This is a genomic window from Sphingopyxis flava, from assembly GCF_900168005.1.
GTDB lineage: Bacteria > Pseudomonadota > Alphaproteobacteria > Sphingomonadales > Sphingomonadaceae > Sphingopyxis > Sphingopyxis flava.
Map to the genome: position 1 here is coordinate 105,163 of NZ_FUYP01000009.1, position 25,289 is coordinate 130,451.

26 protein-coding genes are annotated in these 25,289 nt (G+C 63.0%); 1 reads left to right on the forward strand and 25 read right to left on the reverse strand.

Annotated features, from left to right (window positions below; all coding sequences use genetic code 11):
• Positions 1-10: 10 nt before the first annotated feature.
• From B5X69_RS09190 to B5X69_RS09290, 22 genes are all read right to left on the reverse strand, one after another.
• Positions 11-487 (reverse strand): glutathione peroxidase, encoded by a 477-nt coding sequence (locus B5X69_RS09190; RefSeq protein WP_079638407.1) that lies wholly within the window; start codon positions 485-487, stop codon positions 11-13.
• Positions 488-514: 27 nt separating this feature from the next.
• The gene (locus tag B5X69_RS09195) at positions 515-1,192 is read right to left on the reverse strand and encodes an ABC transporter ATP-binding protein (RefSeq protein ID WP_079638408.1); all 678 of its coding nucleotides are present in this window, start codon (positions 1,190-1,192) and stop codon (positions 515-517) included.
• A complete protein-coding gene (locus tag B5X69_RS09200) occupies positions 1,185-2,435 on the reverse strand; it encodes a lipoprotein-releasing ABC transporter permease subunit (RefSeq protein WP_079638409.1) in 1,251 nt (416 codons plus the stop codon). The genes B5X69_RS09195 and B5X69_RS09200 overlap by 8 nt, the downstream gene beginning before the upstream one ends.
• Before the next feature lie 354 nt (positions 2,436-2,789).
• Positions 2,790-3,050 carry a DUF1467 family protein gene (locus B5X69_RS09205; RefSeq protein WP_079638410.1) on the reverse strand — a complete coding sequence of 87 codons (261 nt, stop codon included), beginning with the start codon at positions 3,048-3,050 and terminating at the stop codon, positions 2,790-2,792.
• 21 nt (positions 3,051-3,071) lie between these two features.
• Positions 3,072-4,706, reverse strand: a complete 1,635-nt coding sequence (locus B5X69_RS09210) for a ribonuclease J (protein ID WP_079638411.1) — start codon at positions 4,704-4,706, stop codon at positions 3,072-3,074.
• Entirely contained in the window at positions 4,703-5,488 is a 786-nt protein-coding gene (locus B5X69_RS09215; protein WP_079638412.1) for a type III pantothenate kinase, read from the reverse strand. Before B5X69_RS09215 ends, B5X69_RS09210 begins: the two co-directional genes overlap by 4 nt.
• 2 nt (positions 5,489-5,490) lie before the next feature.
• Positions 5,491-6,330, reverse strand: a complete 840-nt coding sequence (locus tag B5X69_RS09220) for a biotin--[acetyl-CoA-carboxylase] ligase (protein WP_342745792.1) — start codon at positions 6,328-6,330, stop codon at positions 5,491-5,493.
• The gene (nuoN, locus tag B5X69_RS09225) at positions 6,213-7,652 is read right to left on the reverse strand and encodes an NADH-quinone oxidoreductase subunit NuoN (protein ID WP_079638414.1); all 1,440 of its coding nucleotides are present in this window, start codon (positions 7,650-7,652) and stop codon (positions 6,213-6,215) included. Before nuoN ends, B5X69_RS09220 begins: the two co-directional genes overlap by 118 nt.
• Positions 7,649-9,190: an NADH-quinone oxidoreductase subunit M gene (locus tag B5X69_RS09230; RefSeq protein WP_079638415.1), complete on the reverse strand. Its 1,542-nt coding sequence runs from the start codon at positions 9,188-9,190 to the stop codon at positions 7,649-7,651. The genes nuoN and B5X69_RS09230 overlap by 4 nt, the downstream gene beginning before the upstream one ends.
• Complete coding sequence (gene nuoL, locus B5X69_RS09235; RefSeq protein ID WP_079638416.1) at positions 9,187-11,235, reverse strand: NADH-quinone oxidoreductase subunit L; 2,049 nt, start codon at positions 11,233-11,235, stop codon at positions 9,187-9,189. Before nuoL ends, B5X69_RS09230 begins: the two co-directional genes overlap by 4 nt.
• 4 nt (positions 11,236-11,239) lie before the next feature.
• Entirely contained in the window at positions 11,240-11,545 is a 306-nt protein-coding gene (gene nuoK / locus B5X69_RS09240; RefSeq protein WP_053554267.1) for an NADH-quinone oxidoreductase subunit NuoK, read from the reverse strand.
• Complete coding sequence (locus tag B5X69_RS09245) at positions 11,542-12,153, reverse strand: NADH-quinone oxidoreductase subunit J (protein ID WP_079638417.1); 612 nt, start codon at positions 12,151-12,153, stop codon at positions 11,542-11,544. The genes nuoK and B5X69_RS09245 overlap by 4 nt, the downstream gene beginning before the upstream one ends.
• 12 nt (positions 12,154-12,165) lie before the next feature.
• The gene (gene nuoI, locus B5X69_RS09250) at positions 12,166-12,654 is read right to left on the reverse strand and encodes an NADH-quinone oxidoreductase subunit NuoI (protein ID WP_079638418.1); all 489 of its coding nucleotides are present in this window, start codon (positions 12,652-12,654) and stop codon (positions 12,166-12,168) included.
• Complete coding sequence (nuoH, locus tag B5X69_RS09255; protein WP_079638419.1) at positions 12,651-13,694, reverse strand: NADH-quinone oxidoreductase subunit NuoH; 1,044 nt, start codon at positions 13,692-13,694, stop codon at positions 12,651-12,653. Before nuoH ends, nuoI begins: the two co-directional genes overlap by 4 nt.
• Positions 13,691-15,703 carry an NADH-quinone oxidoreductase subunit NuoG gene (nuoG, locus tag B5X69_RS09260; RefSeq protein ID WP_079638420.1) on the reverse strand — a complete coding sequence of 671 codons (2,013 nt, stop codon included), beginning with the start codon at positions 15,701-15,703 and terminating at the stop codon, positions 13,691-13,693. Before nuoG ends, nuoH begins: the two co-directional genes overlap by 4 nt.
• Positions 15,703-16,992 (reverse strand): NADH-quinone oxidoreductase subunit NuoF, encoded by a 1,290-nt coding sequence (gene nuoF / locus B5X69_RS09265; RefSeq protein ID WP_079638421.1) that lies wholly within the window; start codon positions 16,990-16,992, stop codon positions 15,703-15,705. The genes nuoG and nuoF overlap by 1 nt, the downstream gene beginning before the upstream one ends.
• Positions 16,992-17,150, reverse strand: coding sequence for a hypothetical protein (locus tag B5X69_RS21420; RefSeq protein ID WP_176141556.1), 159 nt, complete (start codon positions 17,148-17,150; stop codon positions 16,992-16,994). Before B5X69_RS21420 ends, nuoF begins: the two co-directional genes overlap by 1 nt.
• On the reverse strand, positions 17,150-17,818 hold the full coding sequence (locus tag B5X69_RS09270) for a complex I 24 kDa subunit family protein (protein ID WP_079638422.1): 669 nt from the start codon (positions 17,816-17,818) through the stop codon (positions 17,150-17,152). Before B5X69_RS09270 ends, B5X69_RS21420 begins: the two co-directional genes overlap by 1 nt.
• Positions 17,818-19,035: an NADH-quinone oxidoreductase subunit D gene (locus tag B5X69_RS09275; protein WP_139375734.1), complete on the reverse strand. Its 1,218-nt coding sequence runs from the start codon at positions 19,033-19,035 to the stop codon at positions 17,818-17,820. The genes B5X69_RS09270 and B5X69_RS09275 overlap by 1 nt, the downstream gene beginning before the upstream one ends.
• Positions 19,036-19,070: 35 nt before the next feature.
• Complete coding sequence (locus tag B5X69_RS09280; protein ID WP_079638424.1) at positions 19,071-19,967, reverse strand: NADH-quinone oxidoreductase subunit C; 897 nt, start codon at positions 19,965-19,967, stop codon at positions 19,071-19,073.
• On the reverse strand, positions 19,967-20,521 hold the full coding sequence (locus tag B5X69_RS09285) for a NuoB/complex I 20 kDa subunit family protein (RefSeq protein WP_139375729.1): 555 nt from the start codon (positions 20,519-20,521) through the stop codon (positions 19,967-19,969). Before B5X69_RS09285 ends, B5X69_RS09280 begins: the two co-directional genes overlap by 1 nt.
• Positions 20,518-20,892, reverse strand: coding sequence for an NADH-quinone oxidoreductase subunit A (locus B5X69_RS09290; protein WP_079638425.1), 375 nt, complete (start codon positions 20,890-20,892; stop codon positions 20,518-20,520). The genes B5X69_RS09285 and B5X69_RS09290 overlap by 4 nt, the downstream gene beginning before the upstream one ends.
• A gap of 216 nt (positions 20,893-21,108) precedes the next feature.
• Here B5X69_RS09290 and B5X69_RS09295 point away from each other — a divergent pair, with 216 nt between their 5' ends.
• Positions 21,109-21,591: a YbjN domain-containing protein gene (locus B5X69_RS09295; RefSeq protein WP_079638426.1), complete on the forward strand. Its 483-nt coding sequence runs from the start codon at positions 21,109-21,111 to the stop codon at positions 21,589-21,591.
• 37 nt (positions 21,592-21,628) lie between these two features.
• Here B5X69_RS09295 and B5X69_RS09300 read toward each other — a convergent pair whose 3' ends face one another.
• The 3 genes from B5X69_RS09300 to B5X69_RS09310 all read right to left on the reverse strand — a co-directional run bounded on the left by B5X69_RS09300 (position 21,629) and on the right by B5X69_RS09310 (position 25,180).
• Positions 21,629-22,447 (reverse strand): inositol monophosphatase family protein, encoded by an 819-nt coding sequence (locus B5X69_RS09300; RefSeq protein ID WP_079638427.1) that lies wholly within the window; start codon positions 22,445-22,447, stop codon positions 21,629-21,631.
• 99 nt (positions 22,448-22,546) lie between these two features.
• Positions 22,547-23,110, reverse strand: a complete 564-nt coding sequence (efp, locus tag B5X69_RS09305) for an elongation factor P (protein WP_079638428.1) — start codon at positions 23,108-23,110, stop codon at positions 22,547-22,549.
• A 105-nt stretch (positions 23,111-23,215) separates the two neighbouring features.
• Entirely contained in the window at positions 23,216-25,180 is a 1,965-nt protein-coding gene (locus tag B5X69_RS09310) for an OPT family oligopeptide transporter (protein WP_079638429.1), read from the reverse strand.
• Positions 25,181-25,289 lie beyond the last annotated feature (109 nt).

Here is a 25,289-nt window from a genome sequence, read left to right on the forward strand (position 1 = left end):
TTTTGAGCCTTTAGTCCAGCAGCGCCTCGATCTCGGCTCGAAGCTGCTCAGGTTTTGTCGTAGGCGCATGGCGCGAGACGACCTTGCCGCTGCGATCGACCAGGAACTTGGTGAAATTCCACTTGATGCCGCTACCGATCAGACCCGTCTTCTCGCGCTTCAAATGCTTGAAGATCGGGTCCGCATTGCTGCCGTTGACGTCAATCTTCGCCATTACCGGAAAGGTCACATCATAGGTGAGCGAGCAGAAGTTCGCGATCTCGTCGGCGTCGCCTGGTTCCTGGGCGCCGAACTGGTTGCACGGAAAAGCCAGCACCTCGAAGCCGCGATCCTTGTAATCGCGGTAGAGTGCTTCAAGTTCGGCATATTGAGGCGTGAAGCCGCATTTCGACGCGGTGTTGACAATGAGCAGCACCTTGCCGCGATAATCGGCCATGGAGCGTGTGCCACCCTCCGGAAGCGGCGCGGAAAGATCGTAAAGCGTCATGGTCCCTCCCCTTCTGTCGATCAGAGCCTAGGCCTCGATATGCCCCTCATGTAAGCGCAGCACGCGGTCCATCCTCGCTGCAAGCCGCTCGTTATGAGTCGCAACGAGCGCCGCCGAACCGTGGTCGCGGACAAGCTTCACGAACTGCTCGAACACGCGGTCGGCGGTTGCCTCATCGAGATTGCCCGTGGGCTCGTCAGCAAGAACCAGGAGCGGACGGTTCGCAAGCGCGCGCGCAACGGCAACACGCTGCTGCTCGCCCCCCGAAAGCTTGCTCGGCTTGTGGTGCAAACGGCCCGCAAGACCCAATCGTCCGAGCAGATCGGCAGCCCGCTCTTCCGCCTCGCGCTGCGCTGCGCCGCGGATGAGCTGCGGCAGAACCACATTCTCGATCGCGCTGAAATCGGGAAGCAGGTGGTGGAACTGATAGACAAAGCCGATCTTTTCGCGCCGCGTGCGCGTACGGTCGCCCTGGCTGAGCCGGGTGACATCCTCGCCATCGATCCGGATGGTGCCGCCAAAGCCGCCCTCAAGGAGGCCCACAGCCTGCAGCATTGTCGACTTGCCCGAGCCCGACGGGCCGAGCAGCGCGACAATCTCGCCGCGCTCGAGATGGGCATCCACGCCGCGCAGCACGTCGATCGTCACCTCGCCCTGGGTGAAGCTGCGCTTGAGGCCCACAAGTTCGAGCACGACGTCACTCATAGCGCAGGACCTGCACCGGGTCGGTGTTGGCGGCCTTGAAGGCGGGATAGAGCGTCGCGAGGAAGCTGAAAACGATCGCCATCACCGCGATGCCGACGATCTCGAACGGATCGGGCTTTGACGGCAATTCGGACAGGAAACGGATCGAGGGATCCCAAAGCGGCTGGCCGGTGATGAATTCGGCGCTGCGCAGCACGCCCTGACGAAAATAAAGGAGGCTGAACCCGATCACCATGCCAAAGAGGGTGCCCGCGATACCGATCGACAGACCGATCGCCATGAAGATGCGCAGCACCGCATCGCGCGGGGCGCCCATGGTGCGCAAGATCGCCATGTCGCGCGTCTTTGCGCGCACCAGCATGATGAGCGAGGACACGATATTGAAGGCTGCGACGAGTACAATGAGCGACAGGATCACGAACATGGCTACGCGCTCGATCGACAGCGCCTCGAACAGGCTCGAATTCATCGAGCGCCAGTCGGAGATCACGGCTTGCGAGGCGAGCTTTTCGGCGAGCGGCTGCAGAATTGTGTCAACCTTGTCGGGGTCGGTGGTCTTGATCTCGATCATCCCGATCTGATCACCCGTGAGCAGAAGAAGCTGCGCATCCTCCATGGGCATGACGACATAGGCCTTGTCGAAATCATAGACGCCGATCTCGAAGACGGCCGACACGCGGTAGCCGATTTCGCGCGGCACGGTGCCAAAGGGGGTCGAACGACCGGCCGGATTGATGATTGTCAGCGTCGATCCGACCTGCGCCCCCAGATTGCGCGCAAGCTCGCTGCCGATCGCGACATTGCCCGATCCCGGCGTCAGCGTCTCGAGGCCGCCCTGCAAGACCCGGGCGTTGAGGGTCTCGTTGCGGCGAATGTCCGAGACCAGCATTCCGCGCGCCAAAATGCCCTCGACGCGGCCGTTCGACGTGGCAAGCAAGGGCTGCTCGATCAGCGGGGTCGCGGACACGACCCCCGGCGTCTTTCGTGCCTGATTGAGAACATCCTGCCAGTCATCGAGGCGGCCGCCAAAGCCCTGCACGACCGCATGACCATTGAGCCCGACGATCTTGTCGAAGAGATCCGCGCGCACTCCGTTCATCACGCTCATCACGATTACCAGCGCCGCAACGCCGAGCGTGACCGCGATGAAGCTGAACGCGGCGGCGACGAAGATGAACCCCTCGCCCCGCTGCGGCAGCATGTAACGTTTAAAGATGGTGCGCTCGTAAGGACGCAGAATCATCGGTTGAAAGATCCTTCAGAACGCATGTGTAGCGATACACATGAACCCGCTTTAAGGGCGCGCCGCGCCGCTGGCAATGGCCGCCGGGGACCGCTCTTTCTGCGAACGGCTCGCGACAACCTGTTGCCCATCGGCCACAGGGCGAAGCAAAAGCGCGGACGAGCACTCGCCGAGCGTGACAAAGCCCGGCGATCAACGTAGCCCATCATCATCTGGTTCAAGCGGCGAAAGGCCCGGTGCCAGGGAGTGCAGGCCATTCGCCTGGTCTGCGCAAAGGGGGATGGCGAGTGTTCGTCACAGGCGCCCGGGTCTCTTGCGAGGCCCGGGCGTTGTGATTTTCGCGGCCCCGGGGGGTCAGGCCCGTCCGCTAAGAACGTCAGGATCGACCCAGCCGCGGACATAGGCGACATAGTAAATCAGGAAGCTGATCGTCGCGACGATGGTCATCTGAATGAGTATGCGCAGCGGGCGCACTGTCGCCGGCGCTCCTGGTTCCTGCCCCTTTACCAATGGCACCGCATCATCCTCTGCCTTGCGCCCGTGAAAGGGCAGCACGAAAAAGGCGCTAAAGGCCCAGAAGAGAAGATAGATGGCAAGCGCCGAGGTCCATTTCATCGCAATCGCTATCCTTGCTGCTCAGATATCGACAAGCATCACGTCGACGACGGGCTTCTTGCCCGTCCAGTCGGTCGCGATCCGCCGCACGCCGAGCCGGATCGCCTCGCGCAGCTTCTCGCGGTCACGGGCAGGACCCGTGGCGGCCAGTTCAGCGGCATCGCGCATTTCATCGATGAAGGCCTCGCGGTCATCCTCGACAGGCACGCCGCGATAGCTGATCGCACTTTCCACGAAGCGGTTGCCCGAGAAAATTGTCGCGACCGAAATATGGCCATTAAGCGCGAGTTTGCGTCTTTCGTTGATCGTCTCGCCGTCTGCTGGAAGAATCACGTCGCCATCGAGGATCAGGCGGCCCGAGCGAACGCGCTCGACGATCCTCGCAGGACCTGGTGCAAGGCGAACAAGATCGCCATTCTCCTGTACCAATGCGCCGGGCACCCCGCTTTCGAGAGCGAAGCGCGCTTGCTCATGCATGTGCCGGACTTCGCCGTGGACGGGAACAATGAGCTTGGGCCGCAGCCACCCATAAAGCGCAGCGAGTTCGGGCTTTCCGGGGTGACCGCTGACATGGATATGCGCCTGCTTTTCGGTAACAGTGAGCACGTCGCGTGCGGCGAGCTGGTTCATGATCCGTCCGATTGCGACCTCGTTGCCCGGTATCTGCTTCGACGAGAATACGACCGTGTCGCCCGCCTCGAGCTTGATCTGGTGCGTGTCGTTTGCAATGCGCGCGAGCGCTGCGCGCGGTTCGCCCTGCCCACCAGTGGCGATCACCATCAGCTTGTCGCGCGGAAGGCGCATCGCTTCATCGAAATCGACCGTGGAGGGAAAGTCCTCAAGATAGCCAACCGACCGGGCGACACCGAGAATGCGGTCGAGCGAACGCCCCGCGACGCACAGGCTGCGTCCCGTGGCCTTTGCCACCGCACCGAGCGTGGCGAGCCGCGCCGCGTTTGAGGCGAAAGTCGTGACGACCACCCTGCCCTTTGCCGCGCCGATGGCGGCTTCCAGTCCTTTGCGCAAAGCGCCCTCGCTGCCCGACGCCTCGACATTGAAAGCATTGGTCGAGTCGCAGACCAGACAATCGACGCCTTCATCGCCAATCGCCGCGAGCGCCGCGGCGGTCGCGGGAACGCCAAGGATCGGCTCTTCGTCGAGCTTCCAGTCGCCGGTGTGGAAAATGCGGCCATATGGCGTGTCGATGACCACCGCGCTCATTTCGAGGATCGAATGGGCAAGCGGGACGAGCCGAATGCCGAAGGGGCCGAGCTGAAAACTGTCGTCGATATCGACGATCTTGATTTCGATCTCTTTCTCGAGCCCCTCTTCGGCGAGCTTGTGCGCGATAAGTCCCGCGGTGAAACGGTTGGCAAAAAGCGGCACGCCAAGCTCGGCAGCAAGATAGGGAATGGCGCCGATGTGATCCTCATGCCCGTGGGTGAGCACGATGCCGATCAGATCCTCCTTGCGATCCTCGATAAATTCAAGATCGGGCATGACGATGTCGATGCCGGGATAATCCTGGCTGCCGAAGGTCACACCGAGGTCGAGCATGATCCATTTGCCGTCACACCCATAGAGATTGGCGTTCATGCCGATCTCTCCCGACCCGCCGAGTGCGAGAAAGAGCAGTTCCTTGCCGGGTGTCGTCATGCGCCAGCACTCCGCTGCTGGTAGAGGTGCATCAGGCCGTTCAGCGTCAAATCGGGTTCGATCCGGTCGAACTGATGGGCATGTTCTTCAAAGAGCGTGGCAAGGCCGCCGGTCGCGATGACGGTCATCGGCTTTGCCACCTCGGCCTTCATCCGCGCGATGAGCCCTTCAATCATTGCGACATAGCCCCAGTAGACGCCGATCAGCATCTGGCTTTCGGTGGTGCGGCCAATGACACTGGCGCTCGCCGGTGCTTCGATGGCGATCCGCGGCAGCTTTGCTGCCGCAGCGACCAGGGCCTCAAGCGAAAGATTGACCCCCGGTGCGATGATACCGCCAAGATAGCCGCCTTCAGGACCGATATGGTCGAATGTCGTCGCGGTGCCGAAGCTGATGACAAGCTTGTCTACCCCGGGGGCGATTGCCTGCGCCGAAATGGCATTGCAGGCGCGGTCAGCGCCAACCGACTGCGGCTCGTCGACCCTGAGCGCAATGCCCCAGCTCACCGGATCGCGGCCCGCGATGAACGCCTCGACCCCGAAATATTTGTCGGCAAGCAAGCGCAGATTGTGGAGCGCTCGCGGCACGACGGTCGAAATGATCACTGCGTCGACGTCGCTGCGGTCGTGCCCCTCGATGCGCAGAAGCTGGTCGAGCCAGACCATATATTCGTCGGCCGTGCGGCGGTCGTCAGTCGCGATCCGCCAGCGCGCGAGCAGCTCGGTGCCGCGAAAAAGCGCGAACTTGGCATTTGTGTTGCCGACATCAATCGCGAGCAGCACGGTTATTCCCCTTTATCGGCGGGACGAAGCTCGACATCGCCCGCGTGGATCAACATGAGCTTCCCGCCTCCCAGGCGCAAGCGCAGCGCGCCGTCGGGGGCGAGGCCATCGAATGACCCCTCGACGTCCGCTTCAGACGCGCGAAGCGACGTTCCGACCGGATGGCCGAACGGCAGCCAGGCGCGCACAATGGCTTCGACGCCTTCCAGCCGCCAGCTGCGCAGCGCATCGACGAGCGCGATTGCGAGCGCCTCGGCGAAGCGGTCGCGGTCGATCGCCGCCCCTGCGCTCGCAATGGCAAAGGTCTTCCTGTCAGGCAGGTCGGGCGCCGAGACAAGATTGACCCCGACACCCACGACCACCGCGTCACCGCTGCGCTCGAGCAGGATGCCCGCACATTTCGCGCCGCCGACCATGAGGTCGTTCGGCCATTTGAGCGCGAAGGCAACCGTCGGGGCCAATGCCTTCACAACCCTGGCGAGCGCGACCGCGACCACGAGGGCCAGCGTCGCAGGCGACGGATCGCCCGCGGTCAGCTGCACGACAGTCGAGCCCATGAAATTGCCCTCGCCGTCGCCCCACGCGCGGCCGAGCCGCCCGCGCCCGGCGGTTTGCCGGTCAGCGATCAGCCAATGCCCCTCGCCGACATGCTCGCCGCGCGCAAGCCGGGCGAGCAGGTCGGCGTTGGTCGAACCGGTCTCGGCGATGCGCTCGATCGGCGCGATCAGAACAGCACCGACGCGGCGCTTTGGGCTGCCGCCGCGAGCATCGGGATGAACAAGAAGCCGACCAGTGACAACCAGAGGGCGCTTACGGTGATGACTGCCCCCTCGGTTCTCGATCCATCACTTCGGATCGCCATCTCGGCTTCCTCGTCGAAGAACATCGTCTTGACGATCGCGATATAATAGAAGGCGCCGATCACCGAAACCACGACGCCCGCGACTGCCAGCGGCACGAGGCCCGCGTTCACCGCAGCTTCGAAAACGAGATATTTTGGCCAGAACCCGAACAGCGGCGGGATCGCAGCGAGGCTGAAGAGAAACACCGCCATCGCCGCGGCGAGCCCGGGCTGGCGCTTCGACAAGCCGGCATAAGCGGGGATGCTCTCGACCATCCGCCCGTCGGCATCCCGAAGCTGCATGACGAACAGGAAGGCGCCGATCGTGGTGACGACATAGACGAGGAGATAGGTGAGAACCGCCTCGACGCCCTGCTGCGTTCCCGCAGCGAGGCCGATCAGCATGAAACCGACGTTGTTGATCGATGAATAGGCGAGCAGGCGCTTGATATTCTTCTGCCCGATCGCCCCGACCGCACCGAGAATGATCGAGGCAAGCGCGAGAAAGATGATGATCTGCTGCCAGGCGGCGAGCGCCGGACCCGCAGCGCCCATCGCCTCGATGAGGACGCGCGTCAGCAGGGCCATCGCGGCAACCTTCGGTGCGCTCGCGAAGAAGGTCGTAACCGGCGTCGGCGCGCCCTCGTAGACGTCGGGGGTCCACATATGGAAGGGAACCGCGCTGATCTTGAAGGCGAGACCGGAAATCACAAAGACGATACCGAACAAGAGGCCTATATCGATCCCGCCCGCCATTGCGGTCGCAACCCCGGCGAAATCGGTAGTGCCCGAAAAGCCGTAGAGCAGCGAAATACCGAACAGCAGAATACCCGAGGCGAGCGCGCCGAGCACGAAATATTTGAGCCCCGCCTCGCTCGACCGGTCGTCGCCGCGCAGAAAACTCGCGAGCACATAGGAGGCCAGACTATTGAGCTCGAGCCCGACATAGAGGGTCATGAGGTCGCGCGAAGACGCCATGATACCCATGCCGAGCGCGGCGAACAGGATCAGCGCCGAATATTCAGCGCGCATCGCGGCGCCGAAATAGCGGGGAGCCACCGCGATGCAGATCAAGCTCGCTCCATAGATGATGAGCTTTGCAAAGCCGCCAAAGCCGTCAACCGCAAGCGTGCCTGAAAAGACCGCAGCGTCGGTGCCCGACAAGGCCACCACCGCCGCTCCAGCCGCCGCGAGCGTGAGGAGCGCGGCGAACTGATAAAGGCCGACCTGACGATCGCCCGCGAAGGCGCCAAGCATCAGGGTGACGAGCCCGCCGATCGTGAGGATCAGCTCGGGCCAGATGAGCGCGAGGTCGCCGGTCATTGGACGCCTCCCGCATGATGAGCCTCGCCGTGCGGCGCCGCGGCCTCTGGCTTGCCTGCCGTCAGGCGCGCGTCGCCTTCAGGCTTTGCGGGGGCGAGCCGTGCGACCACCGTCGTCACATCGCCGCGCATCGGCGCAAGGAAGCTTTCGGGATAGACGCCCATCCACAGCGCGACCGCAGCAAGCGGTACGAAAATCGCCCATTCGCGGGGCGTGATGTCCGGCATGGCCTTCACATCGTCCTTGGTGAGTTCGCCGAACACGATGCGGCGATAGAGGTAGAGCATATAGGCAGCACCGAGGATGATCCCCGTGGTGCAGACGAACGCGGTCCAGCTTGAGGCTTCGTAAATGCCGGCAAGGCTGAGGAATTCGCCGACGAAGCCGCTCGTGCCAGGCAAGCCGATCGACGCCATGGTGAAGAGCATGAAGAAGAGCGAATAGGCCGGCATATTGACGGCGAGGCCGCCATAGCGGCTGATCTCACGCGTGTGCAGGCGATCGTAGATTACCCCGACGCAGAAGAAGAGAGCGGCCGAGACGACGCCGTGGCTCAGCATGACGATAAGCGCGCCCTCGATACCCTGCTGATTGAAGGCATAAAGTCCCGCAGTGACAATCGCCATGTGCGCAACCGACGAATAGGCAATGAGCTTCTTCATGTCGCTCTGCACCAGTGCGACGAGGCTGGTGTAGACTACCGCGACCATCGACAGCGCAAAGACGAGCCACATGAACTGCGCCGACGCGTCCGGGAACATCGGCATCATGAAGCGCAGGAAACCGTAGGACCCCATTTTGAGGAGCACGCCGGCAAGGATCATCGAGCCCGCCGTGGGCGCCTGGACGTGCGCGTCAGGAAGCCAGGTGTGGACCGGCCACATGGGCATCTTCACCGCCATGCTCGCGAAAAAGGCAAGCCACAGCCAGGTCTGCATTTCGGGCGGGAAGTCGTAGTTCATGAGAACCGGAATCTCGGTCGTCCCCGCCTCGCGGATCATCGCGATCATCGCAAGCAGCATCAGTACCGAGCCGAGCAGCGTGTAGAGGAAGAATTTGAACGACGCATAAATGCGATTCTGTCCGCCCCAGATGCCGATGATCAAATACATCGGGATCAACACGCCCTCGAAGAAGATGTAGAAGAGAAGCAGGTCCTGAGCGGCGAAGACGCCGATCATGATGACTTCCATGATCAGGAACATCGCCATGTAGAGGCCGACGCGCTGCTTGATCGATTCCCAGCTTGCAAGGATGCACAGCGGCATCAGGAAGGTGCTGAGCACGATCAGCATCATCGCAACGCCATCGACGCCAAGCGCCCACTGGAATCGGCCGAACAGGTCGGCGCGCTCGACAAATTGCCACTGGGCGCCGCCGATATCGAAATTCGCCCAAAGCGCGATGGCGAGCGCAAGATCGACGAGCGTCGCCGCGAGCGCCACAAGCCGCGCAGGCCTTGCCTCGAGGAACAGGCAGAGGATGGCGGCGACCGCGGGGATCGCCAGCATCAGCGAAAGAATGGGAAGCCCGCTCACAGGAACCTCACCATCACCCAGCTGGCAAGGCCGACGAGACCGAGCAGCATCACGAACGCATATCCATAAACATAACCCGATTGCAGCCGGACCGCGAGCCGGGTCCCCCCTTGGACGAGCGCCGCGACGCCATCGGGTCCGAAGCGGTCGATGGTGCCTTCATCCCCGCGCTTCCAGAAGAAGCGGCCGATCGCGAAAGCGGGCTTCACGAAGAGGAGATTGTAGAGTTCGTCGAAATACCATTTGTTGAACAGGAACTGGTGGAGCAACCCGAACTGCGCGACAAACCGCGCGGGCAGCGCCGTGTTGCGGATATAGCTGTTCCACGCAATCAGCAGACCGATCGCCATCGCCGCGAAAGGCATCCATTTGATAAGCGTCGGCACCTCGTGCGCTGCGTGCATCAGATGCGCGTCGAATGCGAGGCTGCCATTCCAGAACGCCATCCCCTCTTCGGGATAGATAAAGGGATGGTGGAAGAGATAGCCCGCGAAAATCGCGCCGACCGACAGCACGCCGAGCGGAATGAGCATCGAGAGCGGACTTTCGTGGGGGTGATAGCCTGCCGTGCCCTCGTGCGCATCGGCGGCGTGGGCGTGATGGACATCGCCCCCTGCATGCTCGTCCGCCGGGCGGTCGTGATGATCGCCGTGCACGGCATGCTGGATATGCTCGCTCGCGGCCCAGCGCGGCTTCCCGAAGAAAGTCAGGAAAACGAGGCGCCACGAATAGAAGCTCGTCAGGAGCGCGGCGAAGGTCCCGACCCAGAAGGCAATCTGGCCGCCCCCGCCCGACGCATAGGCCGCCTCGAGGATGCCGTCCTTCGAATAGAAGCCGGCAAAGCCGAACACACCTGCGATGCCGACGCCGGTGATCGCCAGCGTTCCGGCCATCATCGCCCAATAGGTGAGCGGGATGTGCTTCCGAAGGCCGCCGTAATAGCGCATGTCCTGCTCGTGATGCATCGCATGGATCACCGAGCCAGCGCCGAGGAACAGCAGCGCCTTGAAGAAGGCATGGGTGAAGAGGTGGAACATCGCGGCGCCATAGGCGCCGACGCCTGCTGCAAAGAACATGTAGCCGAGCTGCGAGCAGGTCGAATAGGCAATGACGCGCTTGATGTCCCACTGCGTGGTGCCGACCGTCGCGGCGAAAAGGCATGTCGCTGCGCCCACGAAGGTGACGACACCGAGCGCGATGGGCGCGACCTCGAACATGGGCGACAGGCGGCAGACCATGAACACGCCCGCGGTGACCATCGTTGCAGCGTGGATCAATGCGCTGACGGGCGTCGGGCCTTCCATCGCGTCGGGAAGCCAGGTGTGCAGCCCAAGCTGCGCCGACTTGCCCATCGCGCCGATGAACAGCAACAGGCAGAGCACGGTCATTGTGTCGAACCGCTGGCCAAGAAAGCCGATCGTCGACCCCGCCATGCCAGGCGCTGCGGCCAGTATCTCGGGAATCGACACGGTATTGAACACGAGGAAGGTGCCGAAGATGCCGAGCATGAAGCCGAGGTCGCCGACACGGTTGACGACAAATGCCTTGATCGCCGCAGCATTGGCGCTTGGCTTTTTGTACCAGAATCCGATGAGGAGATAGGAAGCGAGACCGACGCCTTCCCAGCCGAAGAACATCTGAACGAGGTTGTTCGCCGTCACCAGCATCAGCATCGCAAAGGTGAAGAGCGAGAGATAGGCGAAGAAGCGCGGCTGGTCCGGATCCTCCTCCATATAGCCCCAGCTATAGAGGTGGACGAGCGCCGACACGGTCGTGATCACAACCAGCATCACCGCGGTCAGCGTGTCGACGCGCAGCTCCCAGTTGAACTGAAGCGCGCCCGAGGAGACCCAGTGGAGCACGGGCGTCACGCTCGCCTCGGCATCGCCGCCGAGGAAAGAAAGGAAGATCGGCCAGCTCAAGGCGCAGCTTGCAAAGAGCGCGCCGGTCGTCACGATCTTCGAGGCCGCAGTACCGATGAAGCGCTGGCCAAGGCCTGCTACGAGAGCCGCAAGCAGCGGCAGGAAAACGATCGCCTGAATCACCGGTTTACCCCTTCATCCGGTTGGCATCGTCGACGGCAATGGTGCCGCGGCCGCGGAAATAGATGACGAGAATCGCAAGCCCGATCGCCGCTTCACCGGCAGCGACGGTCAGCACGAACATTGCGAACACCTGCCCGACAAGGTCGCCGAGCGCCGCGCTGAACGCGACGAGGTTGATGTTTACCGCGAGCAGGATGAGCTCGATCGCCATCAGGATGACGATGATGTTCTTGCGGTTGATGAAGATGCCGAGCACGCCGAGCGTGAACAGCACCGCCGAAACGGCGAGATAATGGCCGACCGAAATCACAATTCCATCCCCTGCCCGACACCCGGATCGACCAGCCGCGTCGCTTCGTCCGGACGGCGGCGGTTCTGTGCCGCGATTTTCTGACTGCGCGTTCCGCCGCGCTGGCGATGCGTGAGCGCGATCGCGCCGATCATCGCGACGAGAAGGACGATGCCCGCCGCTTCAAAGAGGAAGATGTAGCGCGTGTAGAGCAGTTCGCCGATCTGCTGGATATTGCTCTTGTCAGCGACGGCGGGCGCCGCGCGCGCCGCAAGGTCGATGCCGCCAGCACTCCATGCGCCAAGCGCAAAGACGAGCTCGGCCGCGAGGATGATCGCAACGAGCGCGCCGAGCGGAAGGTAGCGGACGAAACCGGCACGAAGCTCGGCGAAATCGATATCGAGCATCATCACCACGAACAGGAACAATACCGCGACCGCGCCGACATAGACGATGACGAGCAGCATCGCGATAAATTCGGCGCCCGCGAGCAGCATCAGCCCCGCCGCGTTGAAGAAGGCAAGGATCAGCCACATGACGCTGTGGACCGGATTGCGTGCGAAAACCACCATTGCTGCAGACGCAATGACGAGGAACGCGAAGAGATAGAAGGCGATGAGCTGAATCATGTGCGCGCGCCCTTACCGATAGGGCGCGTCGGCGGCAAGGTTGGCCGCGATCGCGCGCTCCCATTTGTCGCCGTTGGCGAGGAGCTTGGCCTTGTCATAGAGCAGTTCCTCGCGCGTCTCGGTCGAGAATTCGAAGTTCGGCCCCTCGACGATCGCATCGACCGGGCAGGCTTCCTGACAGAAACCGCAATAGATGCACTTGGTCATGTCGATGTCGTAGCGCGTCGTGCGGCGGCTTCCGTCCTCGCGCGGCTCGGCCTCGATCGTGATCGCCAGCGCAGGACAGATTGCCTCGCACAGCTTGCACGCAATGCAGCGCTCCTCGCCGTTCGGATAACGGCGCAGCGCATGCTCGCCGCGAAAGCGCGGACTCAGCGCATTCTTCTCGAAGGGATAGTTGATCGTCGCCTTCGGCTTGAAGAAATATTTGAGCGTCAACCAATGCGCCTGCACGAATTCCCACAGGGTAAAGGTTTTGACGAAGTGGGCGATGGAACTCATGAATACCTCGTCAGCATCAAATAGCCGGATACCAGGAAGACCCAGATCAGCGAGATCGGCAGGAAGACCTTCCAGCCGAGGCGCATCAGCTGGTCATAGCGGTAGCGGGGAACGGTCGCCTTCACCCAGCTGAAGACGAAGAAGAAAAAGAGGATCTTCGCGAACAGCCAGATGATCCCCGGAACCGCATAAAGCGGCGCCCAGTCGAGAGGCGGCAGCCAGCCGCCCCAGAAGAGCACGGCGTTGAGCGTGCACATCAAGAGCACATTTGCATATTCGCCGAGCCAGAAGAGCGCGAAGCTCATCGACGAATATTCGGTCTGATAGCCTGCGACGAGCTCGCTTTCGGCCTCGGTGAGGTCGAACGGCGTTCGCGCCGTCTCGGCGAGCGACGAGATGAAGAAGAGCACTGCGAGCGGGAAGAGCAGGAGGTTGAAGCCGAAGGCGTTGACCAGCCCGAGCCCGTGCCCGAGCTGCGCTTTCACAATCTCGTTGAGGTTGAAGCTGTCGGCGAAGAGGACGACCCCAATGAGAATGAAGCCGATCGAGACTTCATAGCTGATCATCTGCGCCGAGGCGCGCATCGCGGAGAAGAAGGGGTATTTGGAGTTCGACGACCAACCCGACAGGATGACGCCATAGACGCCGAGCGAGCTCACCGCGAGGATATAGAGCAGGCCGACGTTGATGTCGGCGAGCACCGCGCCCGAATTGAACGGGATCACCGCCCACGCCATGAGCGCGACGGTGAAGGTGATGATCGGCGCGATCAGGAACAGCCCGCGGTTCGCCGAACTCGGGATGATCGTTTCCTGCAGGAAGACTTTCAGGCCGTCGGCAAAGCTCTGGAGCAGACCGAAGGGTCCGACGACGTTCGGCCCGCGCCGAAGCGCCATCGCCGCCCAGATCTTGCGATCGGCATAGATGATCATCGCAACCGCCAGCATCAGCGGCAGCGCGATCAGCAGAATGCCGCAAACCGTCGCGACGCCCCACGCCCACTCGTAGGACATGCCAAGGGATTGGAAAAACGCGGTCATTCCGCCGCCTCCGCATAGTCGACGCCGTGAAGCAATTCTTCCGAGCAGCGCTGCATCGTCGGCGAGGCGCGGCAGATGGCGTTGGTGAGGTAGAAGTCCTTGATCGGCGACGGAATCGCGCGTGCCTCGGGCTTCGCGGGCAGATTGGGCGCCGTCCAGCCATAGTCGGCGATCCCCTCGATGCCGAGCGCCGGCACCGCGGCGATCATCGCGGCGCGGCATTCGGCGAAACTGTCGAAGCCGACATGGACGCCGAGCGCATCGGCGAGCGCGCGGAAGATACTCCAATCCTCGCGGGCGTCGCCCGGGGCGAACACCGCTTTCTCGCTGCGCTGGACGCGGCCTTCGGTGTTGACCGTGGTGAAATCCTTCTCGGTCCACGCCGCCGCTGGCAGGATGACGTCGGCGGCGTGCGCGCCCTTATCGCCATGATGGCCGACATAGACCTTGAACGTCTCCGTAAAGGCCGAAAAATCGACCTCGTCGGCGCCGAGGAAGAAGGCAAGCCTGGGCTTCGCCGCAATGATGTCGCGGATGCCGCCCGGCTGTGCATAGCCGAGCATCAGCGCGCCCATGCGCGCGGCCGAGAAATGGACGACGTTGAAGCCGTTCCACCCATCCTTGACTGCATTCACTGCCTTGGCCAGCGCGAGGCCGGCGCCGTGCACGCCTGGTACCGACAAGGCACCGCCGCCGAAGATCAGCATCGGGCGCTCAGCAGCCTTCAGCGCGTCGGTGACATGCCTCGGCAGCTTCGCGACCAGCGAGGCGTCGTCGCCGAGCCACCCGGCCTTGTAGGTCAGATCGACCTCGGGGCCGATGCCGAACACCTTCGCGCCCTTTTTCCACACCGCCTTGCGGACGCGCGTGTTGATGAGCGGCGCTTCCCAGCGCAGATTCGTACCCACAAGCAGGATCACGTCGGCATTCTCGGCCTCAGCGATCGTCGTGTTGAAGTTGACCGCCGACAGGCTGGTGACGTCATAGTCGAGCCCGGTCTGGCGCCCCTCGAGAAGATGGCCGCCGAGCGCGGTTACCAGCGCCTTCGCCGCGAACATCGTCTCGCAATCGGCCATGTCGCCCGCGATTGCGGCGACCGACGAGCCGGCGTTCACCGCCTTGATCGCCTCGAAGGCTTCTGCCCAGCTTGCCTCGACAAGCTCGCCGTCCTTGCGCACGAACGGACGGTCGAGGCGGCGGCGAATGAGGCCATCGACGTGGTGGCGCGTCTTGTCGCTCGCCCATTCTTCGTTCACATCATCGTTGACGCGCGGCAGGACGCGCAGGACCTGCCGCCCGCGGCTGTCGATGCGCACGTTGGTGCCGACCGCGTCCATCATGTCGATGCCGAGCGTCTTGGTGAGTTCCCACGGACGCGCCTCGAACGCATAGGGCTTCGACGTCAGCGCGCCGACCGGGCAGAGGTCGACGACATTGCCCGAAAGCTCGCTCGCGACCGCGCGCTCGAGGTAGGAGGTGATCTGCATATTCTCGCCGCGATAGATCGCGCCGATATCCTCAACCCCCGCGACCTCCTCGGCAAAACGGACGCAGCGCGTGCACTGGATGCAGCGCGTCATCACCGTCTTGACGATCGGGCCCATATATTTCTCGGTTACCGCGCGCTTGTTTTCATCAAAGCGCGAAGCGCCGCGGCCATAGGCGATCGACTGGTCCTGCAGATCGCACTCGCCGCCCTGGTCGCAGATCGGACAATCGAGCGGATGGTTGATGAGCAGAAACTCCATCACCCCTTCGCGCGCCTTCTTCACCATCGGGCTGTCGGTCTTGATCACTTGCCCTTCAGCGGCGGGCAGCGCGCACGACGCCTGCGGCTTGGGCGGGCCGGGCGACACTTCGACGAGGCACATACGGCAGTTGCCGGCGATCGACAGGCGTTCATGGTAGCAGAAGCGCGGGATTTCCTTCCCCGCCATTTCGCACGCCTGCAGGACGGTCGCGCCCTGCGGAACGTCGAGTTCTACGCCATCTACGGTAACCTTCGGCATTATTCGGCGGCCTCCAACGCGCCGCCATTCTCGCGGATGCGGCGTTCGATTTCGGGGCGGAAGTGACGGATCAGGCCCTGGATCGGCCATGCGGCCGCGTCGCCGAGCGCGCAGATGGTGTGCCCTTCAACCTGCTTGGTCACGTCGAACAAGGTGTCGATCTCGCTGATGTCGGCGTCGCCGGTGCGCAGCCGCTCCATCACGCGCCACATCCAGCCGGTGCCTTCGCGGCACGGCGTACACTGGCCGCAGCTTTCATGCTTGTAGAAATAGCTGATCCGGCTGATCGCCTGAACGACGTCGGTCGACTTGTCCATCACGATCGCGGCGGCAGTACCGAGGCCCGAACCCAAATCCTTGAGGCCGTCGAAATCCATCGGCGCGTCCATGATCTGGGCCGCCGGAACCAGCGGGACCGACGAGCCGCCGGGGATCACGGCGAGCAGATTGTCCCAGCCGCCGCGGATACCGCCGCAATGGGTATCGATGAGTTCGCGAAAAGTGATGCCCATCTCCTCCTCGACGACGCACGGCTTGTTTACATGGCCGCTGATCTGGAAGAGCTTGGTGCCCTTGTTGTTCTCGCGCCCGAAGCTGGAGAACCAGACAGCGCCGCGCCGGAGGATCGTCGGGACAACCGCGATGCTCTCGACATTGTTCACGGTCGTCGGGCAGCCGTAGAGGCCCGCGCCCGCCGGGAACGGCGGCTTCAGGCGCGGCTGCCCCTTTTTGCCCTCGAGGCTCTCGATCATCGCGGTTTCTTCGCCGCAAATATAGGCGCCGGCGCCGCGGTGGACGAAGACGTCGAAATCATAGCCCGACTTCGCCGCATTCTTGCCGAGCAGGCCCGCATCATAGGCCTCCTGCACCGCGGCGAACAATGTTTCGGCCTCGCGGATGAACTCGCCGCGAATGTAGATGTAGGCAGCGCGCGCGCGCATCGCATAGCCCGCAATCAACGCGCCTTCGATGAGCTTGTGCGGATCGTGACGGATAATTTCGCGGTCCTTGCACGACCCCGGCTCGGATTCGTCGGCGTTGATCACGAGGAAGCTCGGGCGGTCGGCGCGCGGCTCCTTCGGCATGAACGACCATTTGAGGCCGGTCGGAAAGCCCGCACCCCCGCGGCCGCGCAGGCCCGATGCCTTGATCTCCTCGATGATCGCGTCCTGGCCGCGGCTCATCAGATCCTTGGTCTTGTCCCAATCACCGCGCGCCTGCGCGGATTTGAGGTTCCACGGCTGGAATCCGTAGAGATTGGTGAAAATCCGGTCCTTGTCGGCGAGCATCAGCGACCCCCACCCTTCTTGAGCATCGTGTAAGCAATATAGCCGAGCGCGACGATCAGCAGCGGCCCGAGAAGCGCAAAGGTCACGCGCAGCACGAAACCGAGCACGACGAGCGCGCCGATAATCGCGAGAATCGTGATGATATCCTTCTGGGTCATCACCATTCCTTCCGGTAGTCGTGGTTCGCCTCGACCATCGCTTTGAGCGTCGTGGGGCCGCCTTCGGGCTCGCTCGTGTGACGCTGCGGGTTCTGCGTGCCCGCCTTGGGCGCCTTGCCCGCGGCGAGATCGTCGAGGATGCGCGTCATGCTGTCATAGTCGAGATCTTCGTAATTATCGTCGTTGATCTGGACCATCGGCGCGTTGGCGCAATTGCCCATGCACTCGACCTCGGACAGCGTGAAGAGGCCATCGGGCGTGGTCCGCCCCTTCACCATGCCGCGGTTCTTGCACGCGGCCATCACATCGTCCGACCCGCGGAGCAGGCACGGCGTCGTGCCGCAGACCTGCACATGATAGCGGCCGACCGGCGCGAGATTGTACATGGTATAGAAGGTCGCGACCTCAAAGGCGCGGATGTAGGGCATATCGAGCTGCGCTGCGACATATTCGATCACCGGGACGGGCAGCCAGCCTTGGGTGCTGGTCTCGGCGCCGACCTGCCGCTGGGCAAGATCGAGAAGCGGCATCACGGCCGAACGCTGACGCCCCGCGGGGTAGCGCGCGATGATCTGCTTGGCCTTCTCGGCATTTTCGGCCGTCCAGGCAAAGGCGCCCCAGCGCGCGCGGACTTCGGCCTCGTCAGGGATTTGCGGTGCGTCGGCCATCAGCGGTCACACTCTCCGAAAACGACGTCGATCGCGCCGATGATTGCAGTGGTGTCGGCGAGCATGTGGCCCTTCGCCATCATGTCCATCGCCTGCAGGTGCGAAAACGCCGTCGGGCGGATTTTGCAGCGGTACGGCTTGTTGGTGCCGTCGCTGACCAGATACACGCCGAACTCGCCCTTGGGGCTTTCGGTCGCGACATAGACTTCGCCTGCCGGGACGTGGAAACCCTCGGTGTAAAGCTTGAAGTGATGAATGAGCGATTCCATCGACTGCTTCATCTCGCCGCGTTTGGGGGGCACGACCTTGCGGTCGAGGCTCGCAACGGGACCTGAAGGCATGTCGCGCAGGCACTGCTTGATGATGCGCGCCGATTGATAGACTTCCTGGACGCGAACCATGAAACGGTCGTAGCAGTCGCCCTTAGTGCCGACCGGAATGTCGAACTCCATCGCCGCATAAGCGTCATAGGGCTGCGCCTTGCGGATGTCCCAGGGGATGCCGCTACCGCGGATCATCGGGCCCGAGAAGCCCCACGCCAGCGCGTCTTCCTTGCTCACCGTTGCAATGTCGACGTTGCGCTGCTTGAAGATCCGGTTGTCGATGACAAGGCTCATCGCGTCGCCGAACAATTTGGGCAGCCGCGTCTCGACCCACTCACCGATGTCGACGAGCAGCTTTTCAGGCACGTCCTGATGTACGCCGCCCGGTCGGAACCAGGCGTGGTGCATGCGCGCCCCCGACATGCGTTCGAAGAAGTTGAGGCAATCCTCGCGCAGCTCGAACACCCAGAGGTTCGGGGTCATCGCGCCGACGTCCATCACGTGCGACCCGATGTTGAGCATGTGATTGCAGATGCGCGTCAGCTCGGCAAACAGGGTGCGCAGATATTGCGCGCGCGCGGGCACTTCGAGATCGAGCAGCTTCTCGATCGCGAGGACATAGCTGTGCTCCATGCAAAGCGGCGAGCAATAATCGAGCCGGTCGAAATAGGGCAGCGCCTGCAGGTAGGTCTTGTATTCGATCAGCTTTTCGGTGCCGCGGTGAAGCAGCCCGACGTGCGGATCGACGCGCTCGATGATTTCGCCGTCGAGCTCCATCACCATCCGCAGCACGCCGTGCGCCGCCGGGTGCTGCGGTCCGAAGTTAATCGTATAATTGGTAACGACCTGGTCGCCCGCGGTGTCGGCGGTGTCGAGGGGATAGCCCTCGAACATGTCGCTGCCGTGATGCTTGACCTGGGGAGAGCCGGTCATGCGTCGCCTCCTTTAGGCTTGCGCGGTTTCGCAGGCGCCTTGCTGGACCCCTTTTCGGCTTTTGCCGTGGCCGGCGTCTTGGACTTCGCCGCGGGCTTTGCCTTCGCGCCGTCCTTGCTCGGCCGGGCGGCCGCCTTGTTCGCCCCCTTGCCCGCCCCTGTTTGCGCTTCGCGATCGGTCGTCTTTGGGGTCGGCGGCGGCGGGGCCTTTGCCTCGCCTGCCTTCTTTACCGCATCGGCGGTCATCGGGCTCGGCGCGCCCTTGCCAGGCGCCTCCCCCGTCCCGCCGGCCTTCTCATCGCCAGGCAGGATGTAATCCGCACCTTCCCACGGCGAGAGGAAGTCGAAATTGCGAAAGTCCTGCGCCAATCGCACCGGCTCATAGACGACGCGCTTGTCCTCTTCGGAATAGCGCAGCTCAGTATAGCCGGTGAGCGGAAAATCCTTGCGCTGCGGATGGCCCTCGAAGCCATAGTCGGTGAGAATGCGGCGAAGGTCGGGATTGCCGCTAAAGAGCACCCCATACATGTCGAACACCTCGCGCTCGAGCCATCCCGCATTTGGCCACACCGGCACCACCGAGGGCACAGGCGTCGCCTCATCGGTCGCGACGCGCACGCGCAGCCGGTGATTCCTGGTGACGCTGAGCAGGTGATAGACCACTTCGAAACGCTCGGGGCGGTCCGGATAATCGACCCCGGCCATCTCCATGAGCTGCTGATATTCGAGCGCATCGCGAAGCTGCAGCATCACGCCGGCGATCGCCTCCCGGGTTACGGTGATGCTGTCTTCGTCGACCGCCCGCACATGCGCGAGCAGATCCTTGCCGAGCAGCTTTTCCAGCGCGGCAGCGAGATTCTCGCGCGGCGCAACGAGGGGAGCGGGATGTGTCATCAGCGTTCAATCGTCCCGACGCGGCGGATCTTCCGCTGCAATTGCATAACGCCATAGAGCAAGGCTTCAGCAGTCGGCGGGCAGCCGGGGACATAAATGTCCACCGGTACAATGCGGTCGCAGCCGCGAACCACCGAATAGCTGTAGTGATAATAACCGCCGCCGTTCGCGCAGCTGCCCATCGAGATGACATATTTGGGGTTCGACATCTGGTCGTAAACCCGGCGCAGCGCGGGCGCCATCTTGTTGCACAGCGTGCCCGCGACAATCATTACGTCCGACTGGCGCGGAGAGGCGCGCGGCGCAGCGCCGAAACGCTCCATGTCGTAGCGCGGCATATTGACGTGGATCATCTCGACCGCGCAGCAGGCCAGGCCGAAGGTCATCCACCACAAAGAGCCCGTGCGCGCCCAGTTGAACAGATCTTCGGTCGAGGTGACAAGGAAACCCTTGTCGCCGACCTCGGCATTGAGATCGTCGAAGAAGCCCTGGTCGGGGTTGGTGCCAGGGGCGACCGGCATCTGGCCGGAGCTCAGGATCGTTGCGCTGCTCATTCCCAATCCAACGCGCCTTTTTTCCACGCGTACACAAGGCCGACCGAAAGCTCGGCGAGAAAGACCATCATCGTCGCCCAGCCTGCCCAGCCAATTTCCTCCAGGCTGACGGCCCAGGGGAAGAGGAAGGCGGCCTCGAGGTCGAAGATGATGAACAAAATGGCGACCAGATAGAATCGCACGTCGAACTGACTGCGGGCGTCTTCAAAGGCGGGAAAACCGCATTCATACTCGGTCAGCTTGGCCGGGTCGGGCTTGTGCGCGCCAGTGAGGCGGGCAACCCCCATCGGCAAGAAGACGAAGGCCGCCGACAATCCGAGCGCGATGGCCAGGAAAATCAGGATTGGCAGATATTGCGTCAGGTCGACCATGGGAGCTCGCAGTCATGTTTTCGGGTGTGGGCCACCCATTTGTGCGGGCGCTTTAGGCCAGCACGCCGCGGCTCGCAAGCATTGGAGGCAGGAAAATGCGGGCGCTGCTGACAAATGCTCAAGAGCGGCTGGCGGCGGATGCTGCCGCTGTGTTACGCGTGCCGCCGGGGTCGAGAAGCCAGGCAGCCAGCGCCTGGCCGTGAATGGGGAGTTTTCATGCCGAAATCGATGCTCGGGGCGGCTCTCGCCCTAATCGCTGCCACGGGGCTGGCCGCGACTCCTGCGCAGGCCGAACTCGTCAGTGCCCAAAATCCGGCGGCGATCAAGACGATCCTCGAGTCGCGCGGCTGGCCCGCGAGGCTTGTCCTGGAAGACGGCAAGGACCCCTATATCGAGAGCGCCCGGAACAATGTGCAGTTCCTCGTCATCTTCATGAATTGCACCGACAATCGGAAATGCAAGACGCTCCAATATTATATGGGGTTCAGCGACGCGAAGAATCTCGACCTTGAGCGTTTCAACGAGTGGAACAAGACCAAGCGCTTCGCCCGCGCCTACAAGGATGACGAGGGCGACCCGGTGCTCGAGATGGACGTCGATCTCGATTTCGCGGGGATCCCACGCGAGAATGTCGGCGAGACGCTCAATACATGGGGATCGCTGATGGATTCGTTTCGCGAGCACATCTTCGAGAAATAGGAAGGCCCGCGGTCCTTCCCCGGGCTGCCTCGCCGGGTCAGGCGCCGCGCAAGGCGCCGGCGACCAGCTTTTGCAGCTTGGAATGGACCGCGCCGCTGCCTGCGATGAATTCGCGGCGCTCGACTGCGCGATCGCCGCCGCGAAAATCACTGACGAAGCCGCCCGCCTCGCGCACCAGCAGCATGCCGGCGGCAACGTCCCAGACGTTGAGATCGCTCTCCCAGAAACCATCGAAGCGGCCTGCGGCGACCCATGCAAGATCAAGGCTCGCCGCCCCGAAGCGGCGAATGCCGGCCACTTCGGGCGCCACCGCGCCGAAAATGCGGCTCCACTGTGCCATATCGCCGTGCCCCATGAAGGGGATGCCCGTCGCGATCAGGCATTCATGAAGATGGCGGCGCGAGGCGACGCGCAGGCGGCGATCGTGCAGCCACGCGCCGCGGCCGCGCTCGGCCCAATAGCTTTCGTCGGTCACCGGCTGATAGACGAGCGCTGCGGTAATATCGCCCCAGCCTCCCCCGAGCTTCGGCTCCTGCACCGCGATCGAGATCGCAAATTGCGGAATCGCGTGAAGAAAGTTCGACGTGCCGTCGAGCGGGTCGATGATGAAGCGCGGCTTGCCGTCTTCACCCGCGATTTCGCCCGCTTCCTCCATCAGGAAACCCCAGCCCGGGCGGGCGTGGCTGAGCTCGTCATAAAGGGTGCGCTCGGCGGCCTGGTCGGCCTTCGACACAAAGTCGGCCGGGCCTTTTTGCGAGACCTGAAGATGCTCGATCTCGCCAAAATCGCGGCGAAGCTTGGTGCCAGCCTTGCGGGCGGCGCGTTCCATGACGGTGATGATGCCGGAAATGGCCATTGCTTTTTTCCTCCAACATGTCGTCCTGCGCGCAAGCCCAGAATCGCTGTCGGCACTCTAAAATGATCGCGGCCCCAGCTTTCGGTGGAGCGACATTATTCAGTCGGCGCGCCGCACATATTCGCGGTCATAGACATTGACCACGATGCGGGTGCCGCTCGTGATATGCGGCGGCACCATGACGCGCACGCCATTGTCAAGAATGGCAGGCTTGTAGGAGGAAGACGCTGTCTGGCCCTTCACCACCGCGTCAGCCTCGACAATCGTCGCCTCGATCTGTTCGGGCAGTTCGACCGAGATCGGACGCTCCTCCCAGAGCTCGAGCACGACATCCATGCCGTCCTGCAGGAATTCGTGCGCCTCGCCGACGACTTCCTTCGCGATGTTGATCTGTTCGAACGTGTCCTTGTCCATGAAGACGAGATCATCGCCCTCGGCATAGAGGAACTGGAAATCCTTGGTGTCGAGCCGAACCTTCTCCACCGTGTCGGCGCTGCGGAAGCGATTGTTGAGCTTGCGCCCGTCGATGAGGTTCTTGGCCTCGACCTGCATATAGGCCCCGCCCTTGCCCGGCTGGGTGTGCTGGATCTTGGTGACTTTCCAGATGCCACCTTCATACTCGATAATATTGCCGGGACGGATTTCAACGCCGGTGATCTTCATCGCGCACACTCGCTTCAACAAGGATGGAAAGAGCCGCCGGCACACGCGCGTGCACCGGTCACAGGAGCGCGCCCTTAGCCGCGGACGCGCGTAAGGGCAAGCGACTTAGGCCGCGCCGTCGGCCATGGCCCGCGTCCGGCGGTAGGCGTAGGCAATCGCGCCCGCGAAGAGGAGCACGCCGACGCCGATCGCGGCCGGCTCGAAATTCGCGCCCACGAGGGCAAGCGGCGCATCGCGTCCCGATCCTGCGACCAAGCCGGCAAAGAGCACGCCGAACAGGCTTTCGCCGACGATGAACCCTGTCGCGAGCAGCACGCCCATGCGGCTGTAGAATTCCGGTTTGCGGCTCAACGCGGCGCGCTTTTCCCAGAAATGGCCAATGAGTGCGCCGATCGGAATCAGGAGGGTCAGCGACATCGGCAGATAGATGCCCATCCCGACGCCGAGCGGCGGAACCCGCATCTTGCCAAGGCGTCCGAGAATCTCGTCAAGCGCAATCACGGCAACACCGATCAAGGCGCCGTAGCCGATGAGATCCCACCGCAGATCGCCGCCGAGCACCCCCTTGGCAAGTGCACTGATCAGCGCCGCTTGCGGCGCGGGAAGCGCGTCCGGCCCCGCCCCGGCGGCGCCCGCAAAGCCGAACGCCTGATTGAGAAGGTCGAGCACTGGCGGAATGATCAGCGATCCGAATGCGACGCCGATGACCAGCGCGAATTGCTGCTTCCAGGGCGTTGCGCCGACGAGCTGGCCGGTCTTCAGATCCTGGAGATTGTCGTTCGAGATGGTGGCGATCGAAAAGACAATCGCGGTGGTGAAGAGTGCATAGGCGACAAGCGCTGCCGTGCCGGCCTCGCCCTGATTGCGGCCGAAGAAAAGGAGCAGCATCAGCGAGGCAGCGATCACGGCGAGGATGCCCACGCCCGAAACCGGGCTGTTCGACGCGCCGATCAGGCCGGCCATATAGCCCGTGACAGCGGCGATGATGGCGCCCATGATGAGAACGAAAACGAGGGTTGCGAGAATCACGCCCAGCGGATTTTGCGCGATCGGCCCGCCTTGGGCGAAGAACCAGAGCAGTCCGGCGATCGGGATCAGCGAGCCGAAAATCGTGCCGGCGACGATGCCGAACGACAGGTCGCGTTCTCCAAGTTCGACGACCTCGCCGTGCCCGCGCGCCCGCGACGAGGCGATCGAACCCTGGATACCCTTGACGATCGGTCCGACGATCTTGAGGAGGGTCCACAGCGCCGCGACGCCGATTGTTCCAGCACCGATAAAGCGCACCTGCTGCGAGAAGACCGCTCCGACGACCTCGTCGACCGGCCCCGCTGCGCCCTGGGCCGCAGTGAGCGCTGGCATCAGGCCGCCCCAGGCGATCAGCATGCCGACGAACATCGCAATGCCCACAGAAAGTCCGACCAGATGACCCACACCGATCAGCGCGAGCGACAGGCTGGCGCTGACCCCGCTCGCACCTGCGCCGAGCTTGAAATTCTTGCCGACCTCGCTCGCGGCGACCTTCATCGCCCCGAGCAGCGAGAAACCCGCCGCAATGACCGAGCCCAAGATGATCGTGCGCAACCCGCGCTGATTCTCGTCAGCACCGTCCCCGGCTCGCGAGCCGACCTTCAGCACTTCCGCGGCGGCAACGCCTTCGGGATAAGGCAGGTCCGATCCCGCCACGAGCGCGCGGCGCAGCGGCACGGAGAACATCACGCCAAGCGTCCCGCCGATGAAGCAGACGGCGGCGGTCGTCCAATAGGGGAAGCCTTGCCACCACCCGACAATCACGAGGCCCGGCAGGACAAAGATAATCGCCGCGAGCGTCCCTGCCGCGCTGGCGATCGTCTGGACGATATTATTTTCAAGGATTGTCGAACCCGTCAGAAAACGCAGCAGGGCCATCGAGATAACCGCCGCGGGAATCGACGTCGCGAAGGTAAGGCCGACCTTGAGGCCGAGATAGACATTTGCAGCCGTGAACAGGAGAGTGATCAGCCCGCCAAGGATGATCCCCCGCAGCGTGAGTTCGCGCCGTTCCATGGCGGATTGGTCCCTCGTTGTCATAAAATGTCTCCCCGACGCCATGCTGTTGCGCCGCGAAGCGCATTGCGCAAGCGAAAAGGCGACGAACTGAAGCCGATTTGTCGCATCGATCCAATCTTGCCTTGCACGC